This is a genomic window from Bacillus sp. NS1, from assembly GCF_058248265.1.
The window spans coordinates 145,256-170,169 of sequence record NZ_JBZAZF010000002.1; the positions used below are offsets into that span (position 1 = coordinate 145,256).

25 protein-coding genes and 2 pseudogenes are annotated in these 24,914 nt (G+C 45.2%); 12 read left to right on the plus strand and 15 right to left on the minus strand.

The window, feature by feature from the left end; genetic code table 11:
• Positions 1-12: 12 nt before the first annotated feature.
• Entirely contained in the window at positions 13-420 is a 408-nt protein-coding gene (locus AC4CV5_RS06195) for an ASCH domain-containing protein (RefSeq protein ID WP_166853724.1), read from the plus strand.
• A 36-nt stretch (positions 421-456) separates the two neighbouring features.
• On the opposite strand, the gene gltT is transcribed toward AC4CV5_RS06195, so the two are convergent.
• Both gltT and yhfH read right to left on the minus strand, forming a co-directional pair.
• Positions 457-1,746, minus strand: a complete 1,290-nt coding sequence (gltT, locus tag AC4CV5_RS06200; protein ID WP_014113257.1) for a glutamate/proton symporter GltT — start codon at positions 1,744-1,746, stop codon at positions 457-459.
• Between the two features lie 270 nt (positions 1,747-2,016).
• Positions 2,017-2,151 carry a protein YhfH gene (yhfH, locus tag AC4CV5_RS06205; RefSeq protein WP_003244802.1) on the minus strand — a complete coding sequence of 45 codons (135 nt, stop codon included), beginning with the start codon at positions 2,149-2,151 and terminating at the stop codon, positions 2,017-2,019.
• 157 nt (positions 2,152-2,308) lie between these two features.
• On the opposite strand from yhfH, the gene AC4CV5_RS06210 reads away from it, so the two are divergent.
• The 4 genes from AC4CV5_RS06210 to lcfB all read left to right on the plus strand — a co-directional run bounded on the left by AC4CV5_RS06210 (position 2,309) and on the right by lcfB (position 6,419).
• Entirely contained in the window at positions 2,309-3,043 is a 735-nt protein-coding gene (locus tag AC4CV5_RS06210; protein ID WP_490922274.1) for an MBL fold metallo-hydrolase, read from the plus strand.
• A 12-nt stretch (positions 3,044-3,055) separates the two neighbouring features.
• Positions 3,056-4,051, plus strand: a complete 996-nt coding sequence (gene lplA, locus AC4CV5_RS06215) for a lipoate--protein ligase (RefSeq protein WP_490922275.1) — start codon at positions 3,056-3,058, stop codon at positions 4,049-4,051.
• Positions 4,052-4,115: 64 nt separating this feature from the next.
• Positions 4,116-4,760, plus strand: a complete 645-nt coding sequence (locus tag AC4CV5_RS06220; RefSeq protein WP_490922276.1) for an SDR family oxidoreductase — start codon at positions 4,116-4,118, stop codon at positions 4,758-4,760.
• A 117-nt stretch (positions 4,761-4,877) separates the two neighbouring features.
• A complete protein-coding gene (lcfB, locus tag AC4CV5_RS06225) occupies positions 4,878-6,419 on the plus strand; it encodes a long-chain-fatty-acid--CoA ligase LcfB (protein WP_326220966.1) in 1,542 nt (513 codons plus the stop codon).
• Between the two features lie 37 nt (positions 6,420-6,456).
• On the opposite strand, the gene AC4CV5_RS06230 is transcribed toward lcfB, so the two are convergent.
• Complete coding sequence (locus tag AC4CV5_RS06230) at positions 6,457-6,852, minus strand: YhfM domain-containing protein (protein WP_166853719.1); 396 nt, start codon at positions 6,850-6,852, stop codon at positions 6,457-6,459.
• A gap of 149 nt (positions 6,853-7,001) precedes the next feature.
• Between AC4CV5_RS06230 and AC4CV5_RS06235 the strand changes: the two genes are divergently transcribed.
• Entirely contained in the window at positions 7,002-8,282 is a 1,281-nt protein-coding gene (locus tag AC4CV5_RS06235; protein WP_166853718.1) for a M48 family metallopeptidase, read from the plus strand.
• A gap of 39 nt (positions 8,283-8,321) precedes the next feature.
• On the opposite strand, the gene aprE is transcribed toward AC4CV5_RS06235, so the two are convergent.
• Complete coding sequence (aprE, locus tag AC4CV5_RS06240; RefSeq protein ID WP_166853717.1) at positions 8,322-9,467, minus strand: subtilisin AprE; 1,146 nt, start codon at positions 9,465-9,467, stop codon at positions 8,322-8,324.
• A 441-nt stretch (positions 9,468-9,908) separates the two neighbouring features.
• On the opposite strand from aprE, the gene AC4CV5_RS06245 reads away from it, so the two are divergent.
• The 3 genes from AC4CV5_RS06245 to AC4CV5_RS06255 all read left to right on the plus strand — a co-directional run bounded on the left by AC4CV5_RS06245 (position 9,909) and on the right by AC4CV5_RS06255 (position 12,726).
• Positions 9,909-10,358 (plus strand): GNAT family N-acetyltransferase, encoded by a 450-nt coding sequence (locus AC4CV5_RS06245; RefSeq protein WP_373923892.1) that lies wholly within the window; start codon positions 9,909-9,911, stop codon positions 10,356-10,358.
• Positions 10,359-10,428: 70 nt separating this feature from the next.
• Complete coding sequence (locus tag AC4CV5_RS06250; protein ID WP_222142548.1) at positions 10,429-11,421, plus strand: NADPH:quinone oxidoreductase family protein; 993 nt, start codon at positions 10,429-10,431, stop codon at positions 11,419-11,421.
• A gap of 333 nt (positions 11,422-11,754) precedes the next feature.
• Entirely contained in the window at positions 11,755-12,726 is a 972-nt protein-coding gene (locus AC4CV5_RS06255) for an ABC transporter substrate-binding protein (RefSeq protein WP_222142549.1), read from the plus strand.
• A gap of 31 nt (positions 12,727-12,757) precedes the next feature.
• On the opposite strand, the gene phoE is transcribed toward AC4CV5_RS06255, so the two are convergent.
• From phoE to AC4CV5_RS06290, 7 genes and pseudogenes are all read right to left on the minus strand, one after another.
• Complete coding sequence (gene phoE / locus AC4CV5_RS06260) at positions 12,758-13,339, minus strand: phosphatase PhoE (RefSeq protein WP_474215324.1); 582 nt, start codon at positions 13,337-13,339, stop codon at positions 12,758-12,760.
• A gap of 70 nt (positions 13,340-13,409) precedes the next feature.
• A pseudogene (locus tag AC4CV5_RS06265) lies at positions 13,410-14,503 on the minus strand (acetyl-CoA C-acyltransferase).
• Between the two features lies 1 nt (position 14,504).
• Positions 14,505-15,944, minus strand: a complete 1,440-nt coding sequence (locus AC4CV5_RS06270) for an acyl-CoA synthetase (protein WP_490922278.1) — start codon at positions 15,942-15,944, stop codon at positions 14,505-14,507.
• Between the two features lie 4 nt (positions 15,945-15,948).
• A complete protein-coding gene (locus AC4CV5_RS06275) occupies positions 15,949-16,509 on the minus strand; it encodes a biotin transporter BioY (RefSeq protein ID WP_166853710.1) in 561 nt (186 codons plus the stop codon).
• Positions 16,510-16,643: 134 nt separating this feature from the next.
• Positions 16,644-17,159 carry a methyl-accepting chemotaxis protein gene (locus AC4CV5_RS06280; RefSeq protein ID WP_371864110.1) on the minus strand — a complete coding sequence of 172 codons (516 nt, stop codon included), beginning with the start codon at positions 17,157-17,159 and terminating at the stop codon, positions 16,644-16,646.
• A gap of 240 nt (positions 17,160-17,399) precedes the next feature.
• Positions 17,400-18,026: pseudogene (locus tag AC4CV5_RS06285) on the minus strand (protoglobin domain-containing protein); the annotation flags it as partial.
• A gap of 54 nt (positions 18,027-18,080) precedes the next feature.
• Positions 18,081-19,610, minus strand: a complete 1,530-nt coding sequence (locus AC4CV5_RS06290) for an FAD-dependent oxidoreductase (RefSeq protein WP_326220956.1) — start codon at positions 19,608-19,610, stop codon at positions 18,081-18,083.
• Positions 19,611-19,721: 111 nt separating this feature from the next.
• Between AC4CV5_RS06290 and AC4CV5_RS06295 the strand changes: the two genes are divergently transcribed.
• Positions 19,722-20,579 carry an SDR family oxidoreductase gene (locus tag AC4CV5_RS06295; RefSeq protein ID WP_326220954.1) on the plus strand — a complete coding sequence of 286 codons (858 nt, stop codon included), beginning with the start codon at positions 19,722-19,724 and terminating at the stop codon, positions 20,577-20,579.
• 26 nt (positions 20,580-20,605) lie between these two features.
• Here AC4CV5_RS06295 and AC4CV5_RS06300 read toward each other — a convergent pair whose 3' ends face one another.
• Entirely contained in the window at positions 20,606-20,839 is a 234-nt protein-coding gene (locus AC4CV5_RS06300; RefSeq protein ID WP_166853706.1) for an IDEAL domain-containing protein, read from the minus strand.
• A gap of 292 nt (positions 20,840-21,131) precedes the next feature.
• On the opposite strand from AC4CV5_RS06300, the gene comK reads away from it, so the two are divergent.
• The gene (gene comK, locus AC4CV5_RS06305) at positions 21,132-21,710 is read left to right on the plus strand and encodes a competence transcription factor ComK (RefSeq protein ID WP_166853705.1); all 579 of its coding nucleotides are present in this window, start codon (positions 21,132-21,134) and stop codon (positions 21,708-21,710) included.
• A 46-nt stretch (positions 21,711-21,756) separates the two neighbouring features.
• Here comK and AC4CV5_RS06310 read toward each other — a convergent pair whose 3' ends face one another.
• Positions 21,757-22,656 carry an SDR family oxidoreductase gene (locus AC4CV5_RS06310; protein ID WP_166854694.1) on the minus strand — a complete coding sequence of 300 codons (900 nt, stop codon included), beginning with the start codon at positions 22,654-22,656 and terminating at the stop codon, positions 21,757-21,759.
• Between the two features lie 205 nt (positions 22,657-22,861).
• Between AC4CV5_RS06310 and AC4CV5_RS06315 the strand changes: the two genes are divergently transcribed.
• Positions 22,862-23,131 carry an excalibur calcium-binding domain-containing protein gene (locus AC4CV5_RS06315; RefSeq protein WP_019713871.1) on the plus strand — a complete coding sequence of 90 codons (270 nt, stop codon included), beginning with the start codon at positions 22,862-22,864 and terminating at the stop codon, positions 23,129-23,131.
• A gap of 40 nt (positions 23,132-23,171) precedes the next feature.
• Here AC4CV5_RS06315 and AC4CV5_RS06320 read toward each other — a convergent pair whose 3' ends face one another.
• Both AC4CV5_RS06320 and AC4CV5_RS06325 read right to left on the minus strand, forming a co-directional pair.
• Entirely contained in the window at positions 23,172-24,641 is a 1,470-nt protein-coding gene (locus AC4CV5_RS06320) for a sodium:solute symporter family protein (RefSeq protein WP_166853704.1), read from the minus strand.
• On the minus strand, positions 24,638-24,838 hold the full coding sequence (locus AC4CV5_RS06325; RefSeq protein ID WP_166853703.1) for a DUF3311 domain-containing protein: 201 nt from the start codon (positions 24,836-24,838) through the stop codon (positions 24,638-24,640). The genes AC4CV5_RS06320 and AC4CV5_RS06325 overlap by 4 nt, the downstream gene beginning before the upstream one ends.
• Between the last annotated feature and the right edge of the window lie 76 nt (positions 24,839-24,914).

Here is a 24,914-nt window from a genome sequence, read left to right on the forward strand (position 1 = left end):
GGGAGAAGACGAATGAAGATTTATAAGCTGAAAAGCACTTTCGGATGGGAAGGTGATGACGGCTTGGGAGAACAGCTGATTCAGCAAATCCTCGCCGGAGAAAAAACAGCCACGTGCGCCCCGAAATCATTATATTCAAAAGATGAATTGAGAGAAGTGTATCAAACGGCGGGGCAGCTTGTTACCGTTTATGATAAACATGACAATCCGAGATGCAATATAAAGGTGACAGATGTGTTTGAAACGACCTTTGGAGCGCCTGATATGAGGTTAGTCAAAGGAGAGGGCAATGGAGACCGAATTGAAGAATTTCAGGAAGACCATCGGATGGCATGGGCGGAACTGATCAAAAACGGTGAACTGGAGCTGTATGAGGATACTGTTTTGATTACAGAGCTGTTTGAGCTTATTAAAGATTAAAAAAGCCTGCGGGGCAAGAACCCCGCAGGCTTTTCATTAACCGGAAATGGTTGCGTTTTGGTCTGCTTTTGCTTGAGACATGACCGTCTCAGCTTTCGCAGGATTAAACAGGCCTTCCCATTTAGACATCACAACGGCAGCAAGCGCGTTACCAGTCAGGTTGACAACTGTACGTGCCATGTCCATGATGCGGTCTACACCGGCAATAAAGGCAAGTCCTTCAGCCGGAACGCCGATAGTGCCAAGTGTCGCAAGCAAGACGACAAAAGAAGTGCCAGGCACGGCAGCCATCCCTTTAGATGTCACCATAAGGACGAGCACAAGTGTAATTTGGTGCCAAAGTGTCAAATCAATGCCGTATACCTGTGCCAAAAACAGTGCGGCAATAGATTGATAGAGAACGGAACCGTCTAAGTTAAACGTATATCCGATCGGAATAACAAATGAAACAATGCCTTTCGGGCAGCCGATTTTCTCCATTTTTTCCATGATGCGCGGAAGAACTGTTTCTGAGCTGGACGTACTGAACGCCAGTAAAATTTCATCCTTCATGTAAGCAAGGAATTTGAAAATGTTGATGCCGGCAATTTTTGCAACAATTCCAAATACAACAATTAAGAAGAAAGCAAGTGCGACATACACCAATCCGACGAGCTTTCCGAGAGAGAGAAGAGAACTGAGTCCGAATTTAGACACAGTGACTCCGATAAGCGCGAAAACGCCGAATGGCGCCACTTTCATCACAAGGTTTACAACGTGGAACATGGCATGGGATACGCCTTCAAAAAAGGCTAATACAGGCTTGCCTCTTTCTCCGATTGCGGAAATCCCCAATGCAAATAGAACTGTAAAACAGATGATGGCAAGAAGATCCCCTTCAACCAAGGACTGGAAGAAGTTTGTCGGCACAATATGCAGGAACGTTTCCGCCACTGATTTATTGCTTTGCTCTTTTTCAGTTTCAACATATTGACTAATGTCTGATTTTTGGGCTTCGTGTATATTAACTCCTGTACCCGGATGGAAGATGTTTGCAAGGGCTAGTCCGAGAATGATAGCAAAAGTCGTAATGATCTCGAAGTACAGAATTGTTCTGAAGCCTAATTTACCGACTTGCTTTCCATTTCCTGCACCGGCTACACCGATGATTAAGCTGGAGACAACAATAGGAATCACTATCATTTTGATTAAGCGTAAAAAGAGATCCCCGATTGGCTGCAGGTAAGTAGGCAATGCTGGGTTGCCGTACCAAATAACGCCAACAATGACACCTAGAATAAGTCCAACGAATATTTGTGTGGCTAATCCAAACTTAATTCTTTTCATAGATTACCTCCCAAAAAACAAAGTATCAACATATATCATGAATAGACATATATTTAATCTCACTATTAGATCAAATTATAATAGATATGAAATGAATTCGTCTATAGTAAATTATATTTAGAAAATAAAGAATTTTCTAAAATGTGATTGAAATCACCAGAATTATCTAAAAACGGGTGAGCTTTGACCTAACCTAATTATTATTTCAAAATAAAGAAGTGTGGAAAAATAAAGAAAATCCCGCGCGTGCTGCGCGGGATTTTCGCTCTTTTACAAATCGTTTACTTTTATACAGTCATTGCATATATTTCCATAACATTCATGCTGCTCTTCTATCTTTTTTCCGCATTCCGCGCACTTTTTCGAAGGCAGGTTTCTAAAAAATTCTGTGATTTTCCCCAGCATAACCAATCCCTCTTTCCCCTTTGTAGTGTCTTCATTGTAATATAACAGATTGTAAAAATCAACAACTGTTTTGATACAATGTTTAAAACATGCTTTTTTTAAGAAAAATGGGTATATTGAAGGAGGATCAATTTTCTTGAAAAGATAGGAGGACATTATGAAAGTTACAGTTATCGGATGCTATGGCGGTTTTCCGGCGGCAAATGAAGCGACGTCGGGCTATTTATTTCAGTCAGGTGATTACTCTTTGCTTGTTGATTGCGGCAGTGCCGTATTATCTAAGCTGTTCAGATATGTGCCGGCGGAGAAGCTGGATGCGGTGGTTCTGTCTCATTATCACCATGACCATATCGCTGACATCGGGCCGTTGCAATTTGCCAAGCAAGTCGGTTCGTTTCTCGGCAAAGGAGAGCATTCGCTTCCGATTTACGGACATGATGCTGATATAGAACAGTTTCAAAAGCTTACATATAAAACACATACGAAAGGGATTGCCTACCAGCCGGATCAGCCGCTGACTGCCGGTCCGTTTACGATCACCTTTTTAAAAACGATTCACCCGGTGACATGCTATGCCATGCGGATTACTGACGGCAGCCATACTGTCGTATATACTGCTGATTCCAGCTATCAGGATTCATTTATTCCATTTTCGGAAAATGCCGATTTATTGATCTCAGAATGCAATTTTTATGCTGACCAAGACGGGACAAGCGCAGGCCATATGAACAGCCTGGAAGCCGGGCGAATTGCAAAAGAAGCGGGAGCGGGAGAACTGCTGCTGACACATTTGCCGCATTTCGGCGTGCATGACAATCTTCGCAAAGAAGCGAAAACCGTTTTTAACGGCGAAGTGAATATTGCGAAATCAGGTTTTGTGTGGGAAGGATAAAGGAGGAGCACCATGTTATTTATTGACAATCAAAATATCAATGATCCGCGGATCAATCTTGCTATCGAGGAGTACTGTGTAAAGCATTTAGACCCAAAACAGCCGTATTTGCTCTTTTATGTGAATCAGCCGTCTATTATCATTGGGAAAAACCAAAATACAATAGAAGAAATCAATACAAAATATGTAGAGGAAAACGGGATTATCGTTGTCCGCCGTTTATCAGGCGGAGGCGCTGTGTATCATGATCTGGGGAACTTGAACTTCAGCTTTATCACAAAGGATGACGGGGACAGCTTTCATAACTTCAAAAAGTTCACTGAGCCGGTGATCCAGGCTTTACGCCAGCTAGGAGTAGACGCAGAATTGAGCGGCCGGAACGACATTGTAGTAGATGGCCGGAAAATATCCGGAAACGCCCAGTTTGCAACAAAAGGACGAATTTTCAGCCACGGCACTCTCATGTTTGATTCAGCCATTGATCATGTTGTGTCTGCATTAAAAGTGAAAAAGGATAAAATTGAATCAAAAGGCATCAAATCGATCAGAAGCCGAGTGGCAAATATCAGTGAGTTTCTCGATGATAAAATGTCGACAGAACAATTCCGCAGTCATTTGCTTCGCCATATTTTTAATACAAATGATATTCAAAACGTGCCGGAGTATAAGCTGACAGAAAAAGATTGGGAGGTCATTCATCAGATTTCGAAAGAGCGCTATCAGAATTGGGATTGGAACTATGGCCGTTCACCGAAATTTAACCTCAATCACTCCAAACGCTATCCGATCGGATCGATAGACTTGCGTCTGGAAGTCAAGAAAGGCAAAATTGAGGACTGCAAAATCTTCGGAGATTTCTTCGGAGCCGGTGATGTATCTGAAATTGAAAACCTGCTGGTCGGAAAACAATATGAACGCAGTGTCATCGCTGATGTGCTGGACGGTGTGAATCTTAAGCATTACTTTGGGAACATTACGAAAGAGGATTTCCTTGATCTGATTTATTAAGGCAAAACACATTGTTTGAAAGAGCGGTTGTGGTTTTGAAATAATGGAGGCAGGAGGGATTCACATGAAAGTGTTTTTAATCGGAGCGAACGGACAAATTGGACAAAGACTCGTTTCTTTATTCCGAGACAATCCTGATCATTCCGTCAGAGCGATGATCAGAAAAGAAGAACAGAAAGCGTCTCTCGAAGCTGCCGGTGCAGAAGCTGTGCTTGCGAATCTGGAGGGCAGCCCGGAAGAAATCGCTGCCGCGGCAAAAGGTTGCGACGCGATCATTTTCACAGCGGGTTCCGGCGGCAGCACAGGTTATGATAAAACGCTGCTGGTTGATCTAGACGGAGCGGCAAAAGCAATGGAAGCTGCGGATATCGCGGGCATTAAACGGTTTGTTATGGTTAGCGCCCTGCAAGCCCACAACCGTGAAAATTGGAATGAATCACTTAAACCTTATTATGTAGCCAAACATTATGCTGATAAAATTCTGGAAGCTAGCGGTTTAACTTATACGATTATCCGTCCGGGAGGCCTTCGCAATGAGCCTGGAACGGGTACTGTTTCAGCAGCGGAGGACCTGGCGCGGGGGGATATTTCCCGGGATGACGTTGCGAAAACGGTCATTGCCTCTTTAGATGAAACCAATACGGAAAATCGGGCCTTTGATCTGACAGAAGGAGACACACCGATTGCCGAAGCATTAAAGAAACTATAACAGTACTGACACTCAGGGCTTTTTGCTCTTGAGTGTTTTTTTCTGTTTCTCTATAATGAAAGGGAAAGCTTATCTTCATTAATGAATGACTGTTCATTCACTTTAAGGGGTGGGAGAATGAATCTCGTTTCAAAATTGGAAGAGACAGCATCTGAGAAGCCCGACAGCATCGCATGCAGGTTTAAGGATCACATGATAACGTATCAGGAGCTGAATGAACACATTCAGCGATTTGCGGACGGACTTCAGGAAGCCGGTATGGAGAAAGGGGACCATCTAGCTTTGCTGCTTGGCAATTCGCCCGATTTTATCATCGCGTTTTTTGGTGCGCTAAAGGCTGGGATTGTGGTTGTGCCCATCAACCCGTTGTACACGCCCACAGAAATCGGTTATATGCTGACAAATGGCGATGTAAAGGCGGTCGTGGGCGTTGATCAGCTTTTGCCGCTTTATGAGAGCATGCATGAATCGCTTCCGAAGGTTGAGCTCGTCATTTTATGCCAGACGGGAGATGCCGAGCCAGAAGCTTCAGACCCAGAGGTCAGGATGAAAATGACAACGTTTGCAAAAATATTGCGTCCGACATCTGCCGCTAAACAAAGCCCGGAGATTGTCTCTGATGATACCGCAGTCATTTTGTATACGTCAGGAACAACCGGAAAACCGAAAGGCGCGATGCTGACCCATCAAAATTTGTACAGCAATGCCAACGACGTCGCCGGCTATTTGGGAATGGATGAGAATGACAATGTGGTCTGTGCTCTTCCCATGTTTCACGTGTTTTGTTTAACCGTCTGCATGAATGCCCCGCTGATGAGCGGAGCAACTGTCTTGATTGAACCTCAATTCAGCCCGGCATCTGTTTTTCAGCTTGTTAAGCAGCGGCAGGCGACCATTTTTGCCGGTGTGCCTACGATGTATAATTACTTGTTTCAGCATGAAAACGGAAAGAAAGATGACTTTTCTTCCATTCGGCTGTGCATTTCGGGAGGCGCGGCCATGCCAGTCGCGCTGCTGACCGCGTTTGAAGAAAAATTTGGCGTGACCATTTTGGAAGGCTACGGGCTTTCAGAAGCATCACCAGTCACGTGTTTTAACCCGTTTGACAGGGGCAGAAAGCCGGGCTCTATCGGGACAAGTATATTGCATGTCGAAAACAAGGTCGTAGATCCGCTCGGGCGTGAGCTGCCCGATCACCAGGTCGGCGAATTGATCGTGAAAGGCCCCAATGTGATGAAGGGCTATTATAAAATGCCGGCGGAAACAAAGCATGCGTTAAAAGACGGATGGCTTTATACGGGGGACTTGGCAAGACGAGATGAGGACGGCTATTTTTACATTGTTGACCGGAAAAAAGACATGATCATTGTAGGAGGATACAACGTCTATCCGCGCGAGGTGGAGGAAGTGCTGTACAGCCACCCGGATGTCAAGGAGGCAGTTGTTATCGGTGTGCCGGACGCCCAAAGCGGTGAAGCGGTAAAGGGATATATTGTACCTAAACGATCTGGCGTAACAGAATCGGACATCATGCAGCACTGTGAAAAACATCTGGCAAAATACAAACGGCCTGCCGCCATTACGTTTCTTGACGACATTCCGAAAAATGCGACGGGGAAAATGCTCAGACGGGCGCTGAGAGATATTTTGCCTCAATAATACGAAAAAGCGAAGCGGCGAGCTTCGCTTTTTCATTTCAATCCTTTGCTTCTTTTTTAATAATGTTTAGCAGCGCCTTTGTATCACTTTTACTTAATTTGTAGTATGTCCCGTCCTTCAAATAAACGGCTTGCTGGCTGCCGTCAATCCATAGTCTGAATGAGTCGTACCGGTCTTTATGAAATTTGATTGTCCCTTCGTAATCAGGGGTTGATGTTTTTTCTGTCTTCAGCTGTTTTCCCTGATTCATAATGTCCAGCATATCTTTGACGTGCTGCCTTTTTTCAATCTCGATATCTTCCTGGCCGCTTGAAGACAGCGTGATCAAATCCGCGTCTACCGATTGATATACATCGCCTGACCGGCTGTAAAGATAGAAAAATGCAAGAAACACAAGACCGATAACCACGATGGCTGCCACTATTTTTTTCATTTGCATCACTCCAAACATTGTTAGTTTTCCCAGCGATCAGGGTTTCCATGCCTAAAAGGATGGAAAAGTACGAATGCACAGCCTGGTTCTAAGAATTTGAATTTATGATTACAATAGAAGTAACGGGTTGATGTGAGGAGTGAGGCGTTATGCGCAGGTGGATTGCGGCAGCAGGGCTTGCTTACGTGCTGTATGGGCTGTTTTTTTATTGGTATTTTTTCCTGTCTGGTGATTCCGCAGTACCGGAGGCCGTTAAAGGGACGCAGGCTGACCCGGCTTCTTTCATGAAGCCGTCTGAATTGACAGTGGCCGAGCAGTATTCGAATGTAAAGAATTTTTTATTTTTTATTGGGATTCCTCTTGATTGGTTTCTGTTTTTTGTGTTGCTGGTCAGCGGCGTTTCAAAGAAGATCAAAAAATGGATGGAAGCAGCCGTGCCCTTTCGGTTTTTGCAGATCATTGGCTTTGTGTTTGTGCTTTCGCTGATCACAACGTTAGTGACGCTGCCTTTAGATTGGATAGGCTATCAAGTATCGCTTGAATACAACATTTCTACACAGACAGCGGCCAGCTGGGCTAAGGATCAGGTCATAGACTTTTGGATCAGCTTTCCGATCTTTACGCTTTGCGTTCTCGTGTTTTATTGGCTGATCAAAAGGCATGAAAAAAAATGGTGGTTATATGCTTGGCTGTTAACTGTGCCGTTTTCGCTGTTTCTGTTTTTTATTCAGCCAGTCATTATCGATCCTTTATACAATGATTTTTACCCTTTGAAAAACAAAGAGCTTGAAAGCAAAATTTTAGAGCTGGCAGAAGAAGCCGATATTCCGGCTGATCATGTATATGAAGTGAACATGTCCGAAAAAACAAATGCGCTTAATGCCTATGTCACAGGAATCGGAGCGAACAAACGGATTGTATTGTGGGATACGACGCTGAACAAGCTTGACGACTCAGAAATTCTCTTTATTATGGGCCACGAAATGGGCCATTATGTCATGAAACACGTCTATATCGGACTGGCTGGCTATTTGTTTGTGTCGCTCGCCGGATTTTATGTCATTGATAAGCTTTACAAGCGAACGGTCCGCTTTACCCGCAGCATGTTTCATTTGGAGGGGCGGCATGACCTGGCAGCACTGCCGCTGTTGTTGCTGTTGGTGTCTGTTTTGAGTTTTGCGGTCACGCCTTTTTCTAATGCTGTCTCTCGTTATCAGGAGAATCAGGCTGACCAGTATGGGATCGAGCTGACGGAGAACAGAGAAGCCGCTGTCAAAACGTTTCAGGATTTGGCTGTGACGGGACTGAGCCAGGTTGATCCTCCGGTGCTTGTAAAGATATTCAGAGGCAGCCACCCTTCGATCATGGAACGGATACAACACGCGGAAAATGAAGAGAATGCGCCAGAACATCAGGATGCTGACAAATAAAAAAGAAGCAGGTATGGAGGAACCTGCTTCTTTTTTATATTATTGTGCAGCTGCCTCTACATTGATTAAGCCTTTTCCATAGTAGAAAGAGCTTCCAAGGTATGTTGTAGTGCTTTCTAAACGATCACGGACTTGCGCGTTTGTCCAAGTCGGGTGCTTAGAAAGAATTAACGCTGCTGCTCCGGCAACGTGCGGAGTCGCCATAGACGTTCCGTTGTAAGCGCCGTAAGTGCCTCCAGGAAGTGTGCTTTGGATGGATACGCCAGGAGCCATCACATCAAGCTCAGAACCTACGCTTGAGAATGAAGCTCTTTGGTTGCTGCTGTTTACCGCACCTACCGCAATGGTAGAAGGATATTTTGCAGGATAGCCGACTGTGCTTGAGCTGCCGGACGTGCCTTCGTTTCCAGCTGCAGCTGCAACGACGATACCGTTGGAAACGGCTTTATCAACTACTGTTTTCAGCGCTGTAGAACCAGAAGGTCCGCCAAGGCTCATATTGATAACGTCCATCTTGTTGGAAATGGCCCACTCAATGCCGTTAATAATCCAGCTGTATTGGCCGCTTCCTGTTGAATCGAGAACTTTTACTGCATATAACGATGCGTTTGGCGCTACGCCGAGAACACCGATTGAGTTATTAAGAGCGGCAATCGTACCAGCTACATGCGTGCCGTGAGAACTGCCGTCCTGGTATGGGTTTGTTTCAGAAGGTACAAAGCTTGCTCCGCCTCTGACGTTTAAGTCAGGATGAGAAGAGTCAATTCCGCTGTCGATAACAGCCACTTTTACGTTAGAGCCTGTGTAGCCTTGAGAGTGAAGAGCTGGCGCTTTAATTTGAGAAATGCCGTAAGGAACAGATTGCGCATATTCATGTGCAATATGATCTTCTTCCACATATGCAACGCTAGGATCTTGTTTTAATTCTTTTACAGCTTTTTCATCCAATGTAGCTGTGGCTGCGTTAACATACTTAAACTGCTTTTGAACTTTTCCGCCTTTCTCAGAAATAACATCCTTTTTCTTAGCGGAACTCATCGCACTCATTGTCTGTTTAAATCCGACAATGTACTTCTTTTCTGTACTGTTTTTTCCGGCAGCCTGCGCAGACATGTTGCTGAACGCCATCGTAAAGATTAACGTTAACGCAAACAACAAGCTGATCCACAATTTTTTGTTTCTCACTCTTTACCCTCTCCTTTAAAAGAATTCAGAGTAGACTTACTTAAAAGACTATTCTGTAAATTTATTGTAATAGATGGAATAATATTTTAGTAGACCCATTTTTTCGCGATGATTTCATCTCTATTTAGGTATATCATCTCTCGCTATTTCTGTAGGAACTCGAAATAACTATTTTTATACAGAAAAGAACGAAAATAGACATGAGTAAATGTTCATTATGCTGAAATGTCATGCTTTTTCAGGTTAAATGCTCCTGAGCCCCGGCAAATTCCTGTCGAAAAAAATCCTTCAAATGACCTGCATGTGTTTCCGTGAGATCAATGGATATTATCGTGATATTTTTTCTATGCATGCTGATAAAAGTATTCTAACAAATAAACTTTACAGAAAATTCTATTAGGACTAAAATAAAACGATTATAGAGAGGGAGGAAGAAATGAGATGAACATTCGCCTAGCAAAGACATCAGATGCAGAAGCCATTGCGCCTCTGTTTAACCAGTATCGGGAGTTTTATAAGCAGGCGTCCGATCTGAAAGGGGCAGAGGTTTTTTTGAAAGCACGTCTGGAAAATGACGAGTCTATTATTTTGATAGCAGAAAAAAACGGAGAATTCATAGGTTTTACCCAGCTCTATCCAACGTTTTCTTCTGTGTCTATGAAAAGAATCTACATATTAAATGACTTATTCGTCGCTCCTCATGCGCGGGCAAAGGGAGCCGGCGGGCAGCTGCTGTCTGCTGCAAAGGATTTTGCTGCGGAAAACGGAGCAAACCGTTTATCGCTTCAGACGGAACACCACAACAAGACGGCAAGGAGCTTATATGAGAAAAACGGCTATGAAGAGGAAACTGCTTTTGTCCATTATCGTCTCAATGTGCCGGCGAAGTAAAATTGAAGCTTGATGATTTGGTTTTTTGAACGTTCTTCGGTTACGATATAAACGAAAAGGAGTGTGCCGAATGTCAACGTTATTTCAAGCATTGCTGGCAGAGAAAAATGCCGAAGATGTTTCAGTCCATGTGAAAACCATGTCAACAGAGGATTTGCCGAAAGACGGTGTCCTGATTAAAATTGCTTATTCCGGCATCAATTATAAAGATGGTCTGGCCGGAAAAGCAGGCGGCAATATCGTCAGAGAGTATCCGCTTATTTTAGGCATTGATGCTGCGGGTACGGTTGTCTCTTCCAATGATCCGCGCTTTGCCGAGGGTGATGAGGTGATCGCGACAAGCTATGAGCTCGGTGTCTCCCGCGATGGCGGATTAAGTGAATATGCTTCAGTGCCTGGTGACTGGCTGGTGCCTCTGCCATCGAATCTTACTTTAAAAGAAGCGATGGCGTACGGAACGGCGGGGTTTACTGCGGCGTTATCGGTACATCGGCTTGAACAGAACGGCCTGTCTCCGGAAAAAGGGAGCGTGCTTGTCACAGGAGCAACCGGCGGTGTCGGCGGAATTGCGGTCTCGATGCTGAACAAGCGGGGCTATGATGTGGTGGCAAGCACCGGAAACCGGGATGCGGCTGATTACTTGAAGCAGATCGGTGCAAGCGAAGTGATCAGCAGAGAAGAGGTCTATGACGGAAAGCTTAAGGCGCTGTCCAAGCAGCAATGGCAGGGAGCGGTTGATCCTGTCGGCGGAAAACAGCTTGCCTCGCTTTTAAGCAAAATCCAATATGGCGGAGCTGTCGCGGTGAGCGGCTTAACGGGCGGGGGAGAGGTTCCTGCAACAGTGTATCCGTTTATTCTTCGCGGGGTCAGTCTGCTCGGAATTGATTCAGTGTACTGTCCGATGGATGTCAGAGCCGCTGTTTGGGAGCGCATGTCTTCTGATCTCAAGCCTGATCAGCTGCTGACTATCGTGGACAGGGAAGTATCATTGGCAGAAGCGCCGGCTGCGTTAAACGATATTTTGCAAAATCGGATTCAAGGAAGAGTCATTGTAAAGCTTTAACAGGATCAGCTTGCAGAGAAATCTAGGTTTTTCTGCAAGCTTTTTTATATACATAATGTTAAGCTGCTGTATTACCTGACCGATGTGTTTTAATATCGTCAGCATTTGACCGATGTGGTTAACAAAAATAAGGTCATCAGCCAGAAGTTCATCCAAAGCTTCCGTATCACTTAAAGCATGGCCGTTTTAAACAGAGAGAAACAAGATGTTCTTGTAAGCTGAACTTTCTCTTCTCATTTAAAAAATAATTAGTGATAATGATTCTCATTCCGTGTTATACTATCTCTTGGACATCTTAACCTTAGAAACTACATACAGGAGAGACTGGAACGCATGAAAAAAACACTGATTATTCTTACAGTTTTACTTCTTTCTGTCTTAACGGCTGCCTGCTCGTCTTCAAGCGGCAATCAAAACAGCAAAGAAAATAAAGTGGAGGTAACACATGATTTAGGAAAGACAAATGTGCCTGAGCATCCGAAGCGGGTTGTTGTTCTTGAGCTTGGTTTTATCGACACACTGCTTGATCTCGGCATTACGCCTGTCGGGGTTGCCGATGACAATAAAGCGAAGCAGCTGATCAACAAGGATGTGCTGAAGAAAATTGACGGCTACACATCTGTCGGTACTCGTTCACAGCCAAGCATGGAAAAAATCGCTTCATTAAAACCTGATTTAATTATTGCCGACACAACCCGGCATAAGAAGGTATACGATCAGCTGAAAAAAATCGCGCCGACGATCGCGCTTGATAATTTAAATGCTGATTATCAGGATACAATTGATGCTTCACTTACGATTGCAAAAGCAGTCGGCAAGGAGAAGGAAATGGAGAAAAAGCTGACAGCACATGAAGAAAAGCTTAGCGAGACAAAGCGGAAAATCAGCGCTAACAGCCAGTCCGTCCTTTTGATCGGAAATACAAATGATACGATTAAGGCGAGAGATGAAAATTTCTTTACATCAAGACTTTTAACACAGGTTGGCTATCGATACGCGATCAGCACGTCAAGTAACAGCGAATCAAGCAATGGCGGCGACTCAGTGAACATGAAAATGACACTTGAGCAGCTGCTGAAAACAGATCCAGATGTGATCATCCTGATGACAGGAAAAACAGATGAGATCGACGCGGACGGCAAACGCCCTATTGAAAAGAATGTGCTTTGGAAGAAGCTGAAGGCAGTGAAAAACGGACATGTGTACCACGTGGACCGCGCGGTATGGTCTCTGCGCCGCAGTGTGGACGGGGCCAATGCCATTTTGGATGAGCTTCAGAAAGAGATGCCGGCTGATAAGAAATAGAAGAAAAGACAGGCGAATGCCTGTCTTTTTCTTATTTGATAAAGCCGGATAAGTGGCTGTTAATATTATAGTCTTTAATCCGCCATTTCTCTTCTGCAAATTCAATGTTGCTGAGGCAGGCGTTGACGAGGCGCGTGCTTTGAAGCTCTGGGTCCCCGCCGGAAATCTCCGTCAGCAATGCATGAATCGCTGCGCCGTGCGCGACGATCAGCACCTTCTGGTTTGGATACGCCTGATTCACTTTGACCAAACCGCCCATCAGCCTGTCAGTGAGTTCTTCCAGCGTTTCCATATTCGGATAGTTTTTATCCGGATAGCGCTTGGTCCGTTCTTCCAGCAGCATGCCCTCCGCATCGCCGTAATCGCGTTCCTTAAAATCATCCATCTCGACAATCGGAAGATGCAGATATTCATTAATGATTTCCGCGGTTCTTTTTGCTCTTTTCAGCGGGCTGGTCACAATAATATCCCAAGAGAAATCCTTTACATATTCTCCGGTTTCTCTTGCTTGGCGTTCACCTGTCGCGTTCAGCGGAATATCGGTTTTGCCTTGGCATTTTTGCTGCAGGTTCCAATCGGTTTCTCCATGTCTTACTAAGCAAACGGCTGTCATAAAATCCCCTTTCTGACTTTAGTCATATCGCTATTATACTAAATCAAAAGCACGCATCCTATGAAAACGCCTATGCAAGAACTTCAAATAATAAAGCCAGTCCGATTCCGCCGGCGCTCCCGATAGCAGCAACGGCATATTGACAGTCTGTCCGTCTTTGCGCTTCATAAAACAATCTGGTTACCAGAGCTGCACCTGATGCGCCGTACGGATGGCCGAGAGCTAACGCGCCGCCGCGTACATTGATTTTTGAAAAGGGGATGCCGAGTTCTTGCGAGCAGACACAAATTTTGACGGCAAAGGCTTCATTGATCTCATATAAATCGATATTATCAGGTGTTACATCATGTGCAGTTAAGAGCTTCCGGATTGCATCAACCGGTGCCGCGGGCGGATAGTTCGGGTGAATCCCGCTGACGGCGCTGCCGATAAACCGAAGCACAGGCTTATAGCCGAGTGATGCCGCTTTTTCTTCTTCCATCACAAGAAGAGCGGCCGCTCCGTCTGATATGCCGCTGCTGTTGGCTGCTGTAACCGTTCCGGAACTCGTGTCGAAAACCGGTTTTGCACGGGAAATAATCGCTTCTATCGGCCGCCTTTTCAGAAATGCTTCGTCCCTCTCTAATTCTCCGAGAGGAACGATTTCTTGACGGTAAAATCCTTTATCATGTGCGTTTCTGCTGCGTTGATGGCTGAGCAGCGCGTATTCATCCTGCTTTTTTCTGCTGATGGAGAAGCGTGCTGCCGTATATTCCGCTGCGATGCCCATGTCGGGATCACCGATTGTATCTGGAGAAAAGCGGGCCCGTTCTGAAAAAGGCGATTGACTGCTGCTTTCTGAGCCGCCCGGATATATATCGTGCCGGCTCCCGCTTGAATGAGAGTGCAGGCATAGCGCACAGCTTCAAGACCGGAGCCACACTGTCTGTCAATCGTCATCCCTGGAACCGATAAAGGCAGTCCGGCTTGCAGAGCTGACAGCCTGGCGAGATTGCCGCCTCTGCCGGTCGCGTTTCCGAGAATCACTTCATGAATTTGACCCCCTAGCTTTCGGCTGAGACAGCTGATGATGGGAGCCGCCAAATCCTCCGGGAGAAATGGCTTCAGCAGCCCGTTTTGTTTTCCAAAGATCGTTCGTTTTGCATCAACAATAACCGCATTCAAACTACACTGCACCCTCTTCTAGCCATTTCCTTACGATGGAACGGGCAATTTTTCCGCTGCTCGTTTCTGGCAAGGAGTCAGTAAACACCCATTTTTTCGGGATTTTGTAGGATGCTAGTTTCTGTTTGCACCAGGCTTTCAGTTTTCTGGCATCAGTGTTTCCGTGAATGACAGCTACAGCGATTTCTCCCCAATACTCGTCCGGGATTCCAACGACAGCCGCGTTTTCAACCTCTGGACTGGAGAGAAGCACACGTTCAATTTCTTCCGGGAAAATATTTAATCCTCCGTATACGATCATCCCGTTTTCTCTTCCTGATATGTATAGAAAGCCATCCTCATCGACACAGCCCATATCATCCACTGTCATCCAGCCGGATTCATCTGGTGCGCTGCCGTTGACATAGCCGGAAAACCCCATTGGGCTTTTGACAAATATTTTTCCGATTTCCCCGGGCTGGCAGCGTTCCCCGGCTGCATTGCGGATTTCAATGTGGACGTTGTGAAACGGCCGGCCGGCTGAATGCGGCTTCCGTTTGCTGTCTTCCGGTGAGGAATATGTCACAAAGCTAAGCTCTGATGTACCGTAAAAATCATATAGCTTGAGATGAGGCCATGTAGCGGCCAGCCTCTTTTTGGATTCTGCCGGCCAGTCTGCACCTGATGAAATGATTTTGACGGGATTGTTGGGAAAGGCCTTAACCCGGGTGAGGGCGTCTGTCATCGTCGGTACGGTATAGAGAACGCTGACAGATTTACGGTTCAGCCATTCCTTCGCTTGAGCAGGGTAGAATTTTTTCATCAAGCAAACGGTTCCCCCGAGAAACAAGGTGCTGACAGCCCCATATAGGAAGTGAGAGGACATTAATGTTCCTAGAATCAATACTGTGTCATCTGATGAAATCGAAAAATCTGTTTCCGTACACGTAAAGCTCTCCATCCATGAACGGTGAGATCGCGTGAAGGCCTTCGGTTTTCCTGTCGAGCCAGACGTAAATCCCATATAAAAAGGGTGCTCTGGATCAATGATAGGCACGGCTTCAGCGGATGCCTCAGAAATATCTGCCATACAGTTATCCAGCAAAACAACAGGTGCCTTGTTATCTATCAGTTTGTTTTTGAAAAAGGCTGAAGTAACCACAAGATCCGCATTACTTATGGACAGCCGCTCCTTGCATTCAGCCGCGCTCCAGCGTGTGTCGATGGGAACTGCCGTGCACCCCGCCGCTGCAGCCCCGGCAAACAGCTGTAAAAACGCCAGGCTGTTCGGGAGCAGGATCGCCACACGGTTTGGCATGTTTGACTGCGACCGCAGCCAGTTTGCGGTTTGAGAGACTAGTTGAGCCCAAACCCGGTATGTGATTTGCTCCGATTCAGTTTGGATCGCCACACGGCCTGGTGATCTTTCGGCAATAGATGAATAGGTATGAGTAATTGTCATGGAATCAGCCTCCTTTCGTAAACATCGTATCAGAAAGAGACAAGGCTTGGGTGATTTTTATCGCCAGAAACGCAGATACAGCCGCCTTTATCAAATCACCAGGCACATACGCAAGGCTCATGAAGGCGGCCTGTGACAAATCAATATGCATCATAAAAGCTTGTACTGGTATACCTAGCAGGTAAATAAAGATGATGCCGAATACAATATGGGTGAAAAAAAGACGCAGTGGCGTCACCTTACGCAGTCTGCAAACAGCTAAACTGATCAGCCATGAGGCGAAGGGATAAGCGATTAAAAAGCCTGCGCTCGGTCCAAAAAAAACGCCAAATCCGCCTCGTCCGCCAGGCAAAAGCGGCGCACCGAAGGCGACAAGCAGCAAAAAGACAAGCTGGCTTAAGAAAGCAGGCTTAGGCTTGAGGATGCTGCCTGCCAGCATGACACCAAGCGTTTGCAATGTAATCGGAACGGGTGTAAAGGATAAGAAGAGAGGGGGCATAAAACCCAGCACGGCCATCAGCGCGGTGAAAATGGCAATATGCATCATGTCTATTAATCTCAGCATGTGAAATCCTCCAAACAGTAATAAAATATGGTTATACAATAAATGCAGGCTGTTACTATGTCAACTTATTTTTAATTTAAGTTAACAATATAGGCGTGAAAAAACCGGCTGCTTGGCAGACCGGTTTTTGATGTTTATTCTTCTGTCAGGATGACAAGTGAATCAACAGATGCGGCCACGTGAGAAACAGCGCGGCTGACTTCCTGAAGACCTCCAAGAAAGGCCTGCAAATCGACGTCGATTTTGCCTGATTGCTCTTTGCTGACCTTCATGCTGTGGACGATTTCATCGAATAAGCGGTTAATTTGCGTCATTTTTTCTTTACTCTCGCTGACTAGCCCATTCACGTCTTTGATATGCTTTGATACGATGTTGATTTGTGTATTCGTATTGTTCACAAGCTCAGACACGGTAGAGACGGTTTTTTTCGTATCCTCAGAAAGCTTCCGCACTTCGTTTGCCACTACGGCGAAGCCTTTGCCGTGTTCGCCGGCGCGGGCAGATTCAATAGAAGCATTGAGCGAGAGAAGGTTTGTCTGCTCAGCAATGCCTGTGACGATGCCGAAGATTTTTTCAATTTGCTGTGCGATTTCATCCAGCTTGACCATTTCTTTTTCGATTTGGACAAGGCTTGTGTCAATTTTATTCATCTGTTTTTGCTGGATTTCAAGCTCTTTTTTCCCGCCGATCGACTTTTCTTCAACAGTGCTGGATGTCACTGTGCCGGCTTTGGATGCTTCGGAAATGCCTTCAGATTTGTCCACAAGCTCTTGAACAGATCTGCTCGTTTCTGAAAACAGGTTTGCAATCGACCCAGAGGTTTCTTGAATTTTCTGATGAAGAAGGTTTTTCTTTTCCTCTTGTTCATCGCGGGCCTGGTTGTACTCGCTTTGAAACGCTTCAAGGACAAGCTGCTGTTCTAAGTTCAAAATTTTAGTTGTCGCTTTGATGGCTTTCAGCAATTCTTGGTGATTTGTAATGGATGTTTCGTAAATGTTAATCATTGACAAAAGCAGTTCTTGAAACGCGCCCATGTACCATTTTGGCAGGAGGCCGATTCTTAAATGAATGGAGGCGATTCTGTTTCGCTTTTCAATGAATTCATCATCGATAACGCCTGCAAACATTTCCTGAATATGCCGTTTTAACGTTTGTTTTAAGCGGTCAACTGAGCTATGGTCATTAATGATATCCATCAATGAGCTTTCATGGTCAAGGTTTTTATAAAACGCATCGACGATGTATACGATATTTTCTTGAATTAATGGCTGAAGCTGCTCTAACACGTAAAGCTCGGCATCTCCTAGTCTGACCATTTTGAGCTGTTTTTTGACATCTGCATATGTGTTTGTGAGCTGAATGCGGTTTTTTTGCTGTCCGTTTGAATCAGAAAAGTAAGCTGTTTCTTGTTTTTTATCTTTTTTAAATAACAATACAATGATCCCCCTTGGGAAAAATATAATTTTCACTTTTTGGCTTTTTAAGCCTTTTTCTTTTTTATCGGCTAAGGGAAACATGAATGAAGATGCAGATGAAAAATATTTAAAAAACCGTTCATTAAAATGAACGGTTTAATCGAGATCTATTTGTTTTAATGGTTTGATGGCTGGGCCCTCCACCACTTCGCCGGTTGGCTTAAAGCGCGATCCGTGGCACGGACAATCCCATGTATGCTCGCCGTCGTTCCACTCAACCTCGCAGCCTAAATGGGTGCACGTTGTATCAACGAGATGGAGGCAGCCTTGTTCATCCCGAAAAGCCCCCGCGCGTTTGCCGTTCACAGTGACGGCTTTCCCTTCACCTGGCGCAATGTCTTCAAACTGGACGTTAGGCTTTTCAAGCTTTCCTTTAATGAAATGCTTGGCGACATCAGCATTGTAAGAAATCACTTTCTGTACCCCGGGATTCAGATGGAAACGGGACGGTGTGAAAATGCTTTCGTATGGATTATCTTTTTTCTCTACAATATCTGACAATAGAGTGGCCGCAACTCCTGATGACGTCATGCCCCATTTTTTGAACCCGGTCGCTACAAGAATATTGTCCTCATTTTCCGACATCGGCCCGATAAACGGAATTTTGTCGATGGTTACAAGATCCTGGGTGGACCAATAATATGGAATGCTTTCGATGCCAATGGTGCTTTCGGCCAGCTGTCTCAGTGTTTCATAATGTGTCGACATGTCTTTTCCTTGGCCTGTTTTATGGCTTACTCCGCTAAAGAGAATCAGTTTTTCACCGCCTACGATGGTATAGCGGAGCGCCACTGACGGCTGATCAATACTCAAATACATGCCCTCGGGATACTCTGTCTTCGGCTTGACGGCGAGGACATAAGATCTGTCAGAGTACATTCTTGTAGCATATAATCCGCCTCCGTCATAAAAAGGGAAGTGGGAACAGCATATGATGAAGCGGCTCTTAATGGCGTGCCGGCTTTTGGTTACCACTTCAGGCCTTTCTCCTTTTTTGATATCAAGCGCGACGGTCTCTTCATAAATCCGTCCGCCTTTTTGAACAATCTGCTCCAGAAGCGCTTTTAAGTATTGCAGCGGATGAAATTGGGCTTGATTCTTCATGACAAGCGCCAGCTTAGAACCTAAGGGGATTGGAAGATCCTTGATCAGGTCTCTTTCAATGCCAAGCTTTGTGTATGCCTCATGTTCAGTGCGGATTTTTTGCACAGCGTTTTCGTTTGCTGTGTAAAGATAAGCGTCCTGTTCGATCCATTCGCAATCAATTTGATGTTCATCTACTATTCCTTTTATGTAATCAATTGCGTTTTGATTTGCTTCATAATAAAGCCTTGCGTGATTCAAACCAAAATTGCGGATAAATTCATCGTATATCATGTCATGCTGTGCGGTAATTTTAGCAGTTGTATGGGCAGTGGTGCCGTTGAGAACCTGATTTGCTTCAATCAATACGACACGGAAGCCTCTCTTCGTGAGTTCATACGCCGTTGTGATTCCCGTAATCCCGCCTCCGATAATGGTGACGTCACATTCAGTATCCTCTTGAAGCGCCGGAAAAGAAGGCAGGTCAGTTGATGTTTTCCAGTATGTTTCAGGTGCTTCCTTTGCAAAATATGGATTAGCCAAGCCATGATACCTCCAATCAGATTTATTCTTAATTTTTCCATATTCTTTCTTTTCATACATAGGAAGCAGGGATTGTTCATAACATAATAGGGTTGAAAAGGAGTGATTTCATTGGCGAATCAAAAAAAGAAAACATTGCCGCCCCAGCACCAGAACCAGCAGCCGGGTTTTGAATATCTCATGGATCCCCGTCCGGTTTTTGATAAGCCGAAGAAAGCAAAGAAATTAGAGGGCAAAACCGCTATTATTACTGGAGGAGACAGCGGAATCGGACGCGCTGTATCGGTGTTATTCGCAAAAGAAGGGGCTAATGTGGTCATTGTGTATTTGAATGAGCATCAGGACGCCGAGGAGACAAAGCGGTATGTAGAAAAGGAAGGAGTAAAATGCCTGCTGATTGCAGGAGATATCGGGGAGGAAGCGTTTTGCAATGATGTGGTCATGCAGGCAAGCCAATCGTTTCCGTCGATTGATATATTGGTTAACAATGCAGCTGAGCAGCATGTCCAGCCCAGCATCGAAAAAATCACAAGCCACCAGCTGATCAGAACCTTCCAAACGAACATTTTCTCCATGTTTTACTTAACAAAGGCTGTGCTGCCGCATTTAAAAAAGGGTAGCTCTATCATTAATACTGCATCAATTACCGCCTATAAAGGCAATAAAACGCTGATCGATTATTCAGCGACAAAAGGTGCGATCGTTACGTTTACAAGGTCACTTTCCCAGTCGCTTGTTCAGCAGGGCATAAGGGTCAATGCAGTAGCGCCGGGCCCCATATGGACACCGCTTATCCCGGCCAGCTTTTCCGCAAAGGATGTAGAAGTGTTTGGTTCAGACGTGCCGATGGAACGCCCGGGACAGCCGGTGGAAGTGGCGCCAAGCTATCTATACCTTGCCAGCGACGATTCCACCTATGTCACAGGCCAGACGATTCACGTCAACGGCGGAACAATTGTAAATGGGTAATAAAAAGCCAATCCTTGAGGATTGGCTTATTCGCTCTGCTTGAGCGTTGCATATTCTTTAGAGAGCGTAAGAAACGCATCTTTATCTTTTTCGTCCAAGGCTTTGTTGATTTGGTCCGTCAGCATGGCAAGCCGACGCTTATACAAGGATTCATCGAGCACCATTTGAATGTAGACATCCATCATTGTGACATCAAATTCATTTGTTTTTTGCGTGTTGCGGGACTTCATGAGCTCAGTGTACGATTTTTTCTCTTTCATAAAGAATCCCCCCAATGCCTTTTTTATAGTATATGGATAACGGTCGAAAAAATCAATAAATTTTTATAATTTTTAGACAACTAATACTTGGCAATCTATCGACATATCCTGCAAAATGCCGTAAACCGGAAGTTCATATGAATGTAAAATCACTTTATTACTAGTAATTTAGTACCGATAAATATCATTAAAAGATGATTTTAGCATATTTTTTAAAAAAACCTGTCGTTTTATAAAAACAGATGATAGATTATTAGTATAAATTTTGCAGAAAAAGGATGGAGGCCATAATATGAGTCAGAAAACTGACGCACCTTTAGAAACGTATGAAGTAAACGGCGCAACAATTGCCGTGCTGCCAGAAGAAATCGACGGCAAAATTTGTTCCAAAATTATTGAAAAAGACTGCGTGTTTTACGTCAGCATGAAGCCGCTGCAAATTGTCGACAGAAGCTGCCGGTTTTTTGGATCAAGCTATGCGGGAAGAAAAGCTGGAACTTATGAAGTGACAAAAATTTCTCACAAACCGCCGATCATGGTGGACCCTTCGAATCAAATCTTTTTATTCCCTACACTTTCTTCGACAAGACCCCAATGCGGCTGGATTTCCCATGTGCATGTGAAAGAATTCAAACCGACTGAATTCGACGATACGGAAGTGACGTTTTCGAACGGGAAAACAATGGAGCTGCCGATCTCCTGCAATTCGTTCGAGAACCAGGTTTACCGAACAGCATGGCTAAGAACCAAATTCCAAGACAGAATCGAACACCGCGTGCCAAAACGGCAGGAATTTATGCTGTATCCGAAGGAAGAGCGGACGAAGATGATTTATGATTTTATTTTACGTGAGCTCGGGGAGCGGTATTAGAAAAAAAGAAAGGAGCTGACCAAACAGGACAGCTCCTTCTCCTGCTTTAGGCTGTCGGAATTCCGCCGGTGATGCCATATACCTGAGATGTTACATAGCTTGAATTCTCTGAAGCTAAGAATACATAAACATCTGCCAATTCAACTGGCTGTCCAGCGCGGTTTAGCGGTGATGGCGGTGTGCCTTGGCCGAATTTCGGTATGTTTTCCGTCGGTTGTCCTCCGGAAATCTGGAGCGGCGTCCAAATTGGCCCAGGCGCAACTGAATTCACTCTGATGCCTTTTGAAGCCAGCTGTTTTCCCAGTCCGACAGTAAAGCCGATAATGGCGTTTTTCGTTGCTGCGTAATCTAACAGCATCGGGCTTGGATTGTAGCCTTCAACTGAGGTGGTGGTAATAATTGATGCGCCCTCCGGCAATAACGGAAGCGCTGCTTTTACAACCCAATAAAGGGAAAAGACGTTCACTTCAAATGTTTTATAGATTTGTTCAGTAGGCAGATCTTCGATGTTTTCGACTGCTTGCTGTTTGCCGGCAACCAGCGCCAACACATCCAGTCCGCCGAGTTCCTGATGGGCTTGTTTGACTAAATCCTGGCAAAAGGATTCGTCGCTCAAGTCTCCGGGGATCAGCACTGCTTTTCGCCCTTCTGCTTCTATCAGTTCTTTCACTTCTTCAGCATCAGGCTGTTCCGCAGGCAGGTAGTTAATGGCTACATCGGCACCTTCCCGGGCGTAAGCAATCGCGGCAGCGCGGCCGATACCGGAATCGCCGCCGGTGACAAGCGCTTTTCGTCCAGTCAGCTTGCCTGATCCTTTGTAGCTTTTTTCTCCGCAATCCGGCACAGGCTTCATGTTCTTCTGCAGGCCGGGTGGTTCTTGATATTGTTCAGGAAATTCATCGTGAAAAAATGCTGTTAAAGGATTGCTAAGATTTGAATCAGACATCATCAACGCTCCTTTTCTGTTTGGTGTACATTCGTATGTGTACCCCTGAGCATATGGAGAAAAACATGTTTTGGCAGATTGAACGCTGAAAGACAAGAAAAACCAACCTTCTTCCATATTTATCTTGTAAAATAAGACTGTATGAATTATGATAAAATCCAGCTATAAAACAACTAAATATTGGATATAGGGGGAGTATATCGTCATGAAAAAAGCGGCGGCGGTTTTGCTGTCACTCGGTCTCGTTTTCGGTTTTTCATACGGAGCTGACCATGTGGCGGAAGCCAAAACAAAGGTGAAGGTCTATAAGAACTGCAAGGAGTTAAACAAAGTATACAAAGGCGGGGTGGCCCGCACGTCGAAGGTGAAAAATAAAGGCGGAAAAACAAAGTACAAGCCTTACGTCTCTAAGGCGCTTTATGATGCCAATAAAAAGAAAGACCGCGATAAAGATTATATCGCCTGCGAACGTTAAACAAGAAAAGCAATCTGATGGCCAGATTGCTTTTTTATTATTACGCCGCCTGATCAGCCGCAGCGCTTTTCGTTTTTCTTGTCGCAAAGCTTACAGCTACCATGACCGTGATATTTAAAAGCAGGGCGACTATGCCGACATTTAAGTCTTTTGCTGCTTGCGGCAGCGCCGGAAATAAAGTGCCGATCGTCGTTTCCGTCAATGTAATATAAGAAACCGCTCCGACGCCTGTAATGATCCCGGCGAAGGCTCCTTGCTTCGTCACCATATTATGCTTGAACAGGCTGAACAGCAGGGCAGGGAACAGTTGTGTGACAAGGCTGTAGCCCATCAATAGCAGCGTAACGATGGTATTCCCGCCTTTCAAAGTAAAGTACACCGAAATCAGCGCGATCACCGGCACTAAAAACTTAGCCAGCGCCGATACTTGCTGTTCTGTCGTGCGGGGCGCGAACACTTTATACACATTCTTTGCAAACAGCGTGGAGGCGGACATTAAGATCATAGACCCCGGCACAAGCGCCGTCAGCAGCCCGGCAGCGCCTATAATCCCGACAAACCAAGGGTCAAATGTTTGCAGAGACAGCCTTAAAAGCGATAGATCCGCGTCTGCCCCCTTTAGATCAGGAACTTGCAGGATAGCCGCAAAGCCGACGAAAAGGACAAAAAGCAAGACCAGCTGGTATAAAGGCATGATAATAGCATTTTTACGAAAGACTTTTGGGTTTTCGGCTGAATACGAAGCGGAAAACGTATGAGGCCACATGTAAAACCCAAGTGCTGTCAAGAGCACGGTTGAACTAAACCACGCCGTACTTTGTCCCGTTTCGGGAAGCGTAAGGAAGCCCGGCTTCGCCGTTTCAATCTGTTGAAACATGTTTTGAAATCCGCCGTAATAATGTATTGGCAAATACACTCCTAAAAACAGAACGACAACCAAAATCATAATGTCTTTTACAACTGATATCCAGGCAGATCCGTGAATGCCGGATACCATAACGTAAACCGTGATCGAAATGGCGCCGATCCAGATGGCGGCAGTCGGAGAGATTTTGCCATACGATGTTTCCGATACAATCAGCCCGAGGCCTTTCAGCTGCAGCACAAGATACGGAATGAGAGCGGCGATGCCGACCAGTGAAACGAAAACGCCAAGCAGCGGGCTGTTATATTTTTTGGTGAAAAAATCAGACTGCGACATCAGCTTATGCTGTTTTGCGTACGTCCAAACCGCCGGCAGGAGCCAATAAGAAAGGATGTAAGCCAGACAGCCGTAGGCGATGATGTAAAAAGCCGGACCGCCTTTCCCGTAGGCCCATCCGCTTCCGCCGAGAAACGTAAATGTGGTATAAATTTCGCCTGCCATCAATAAGAACACGAACAAGGTTCCGAAGCCGCGGCCTCCGACAGTCCACTGCTCAAGGTTCATGTCTTTTCCTTTTTGGGCGCGTATGCCAAGAAAAATGCTCAGGAGCAAGACGCCGAAAATGATGATGAGAGCTGCGTTCATTCTGCTTCCTCCTTTTTATTTTCGTTGTCAAGGACATACACAATCGCCATCAACACAGAAGTCAAAAGGGCCCACATCACGATATAGGCAAGAATAAACGGCATGCCGAACACATAGGGAGTCACTTTATTTGCAAAAGGGATGCCGAGTAAGATTCCAATAAAGGGCAAAGCGGCGAGAATGTGAATCAGTTTCATAGAATCCTCCTTCTCTTTTAGGATTGGTGTGGGCAAGCCTAAAGCGTACTGAAAATAATGTCGCAGATATGGAAGC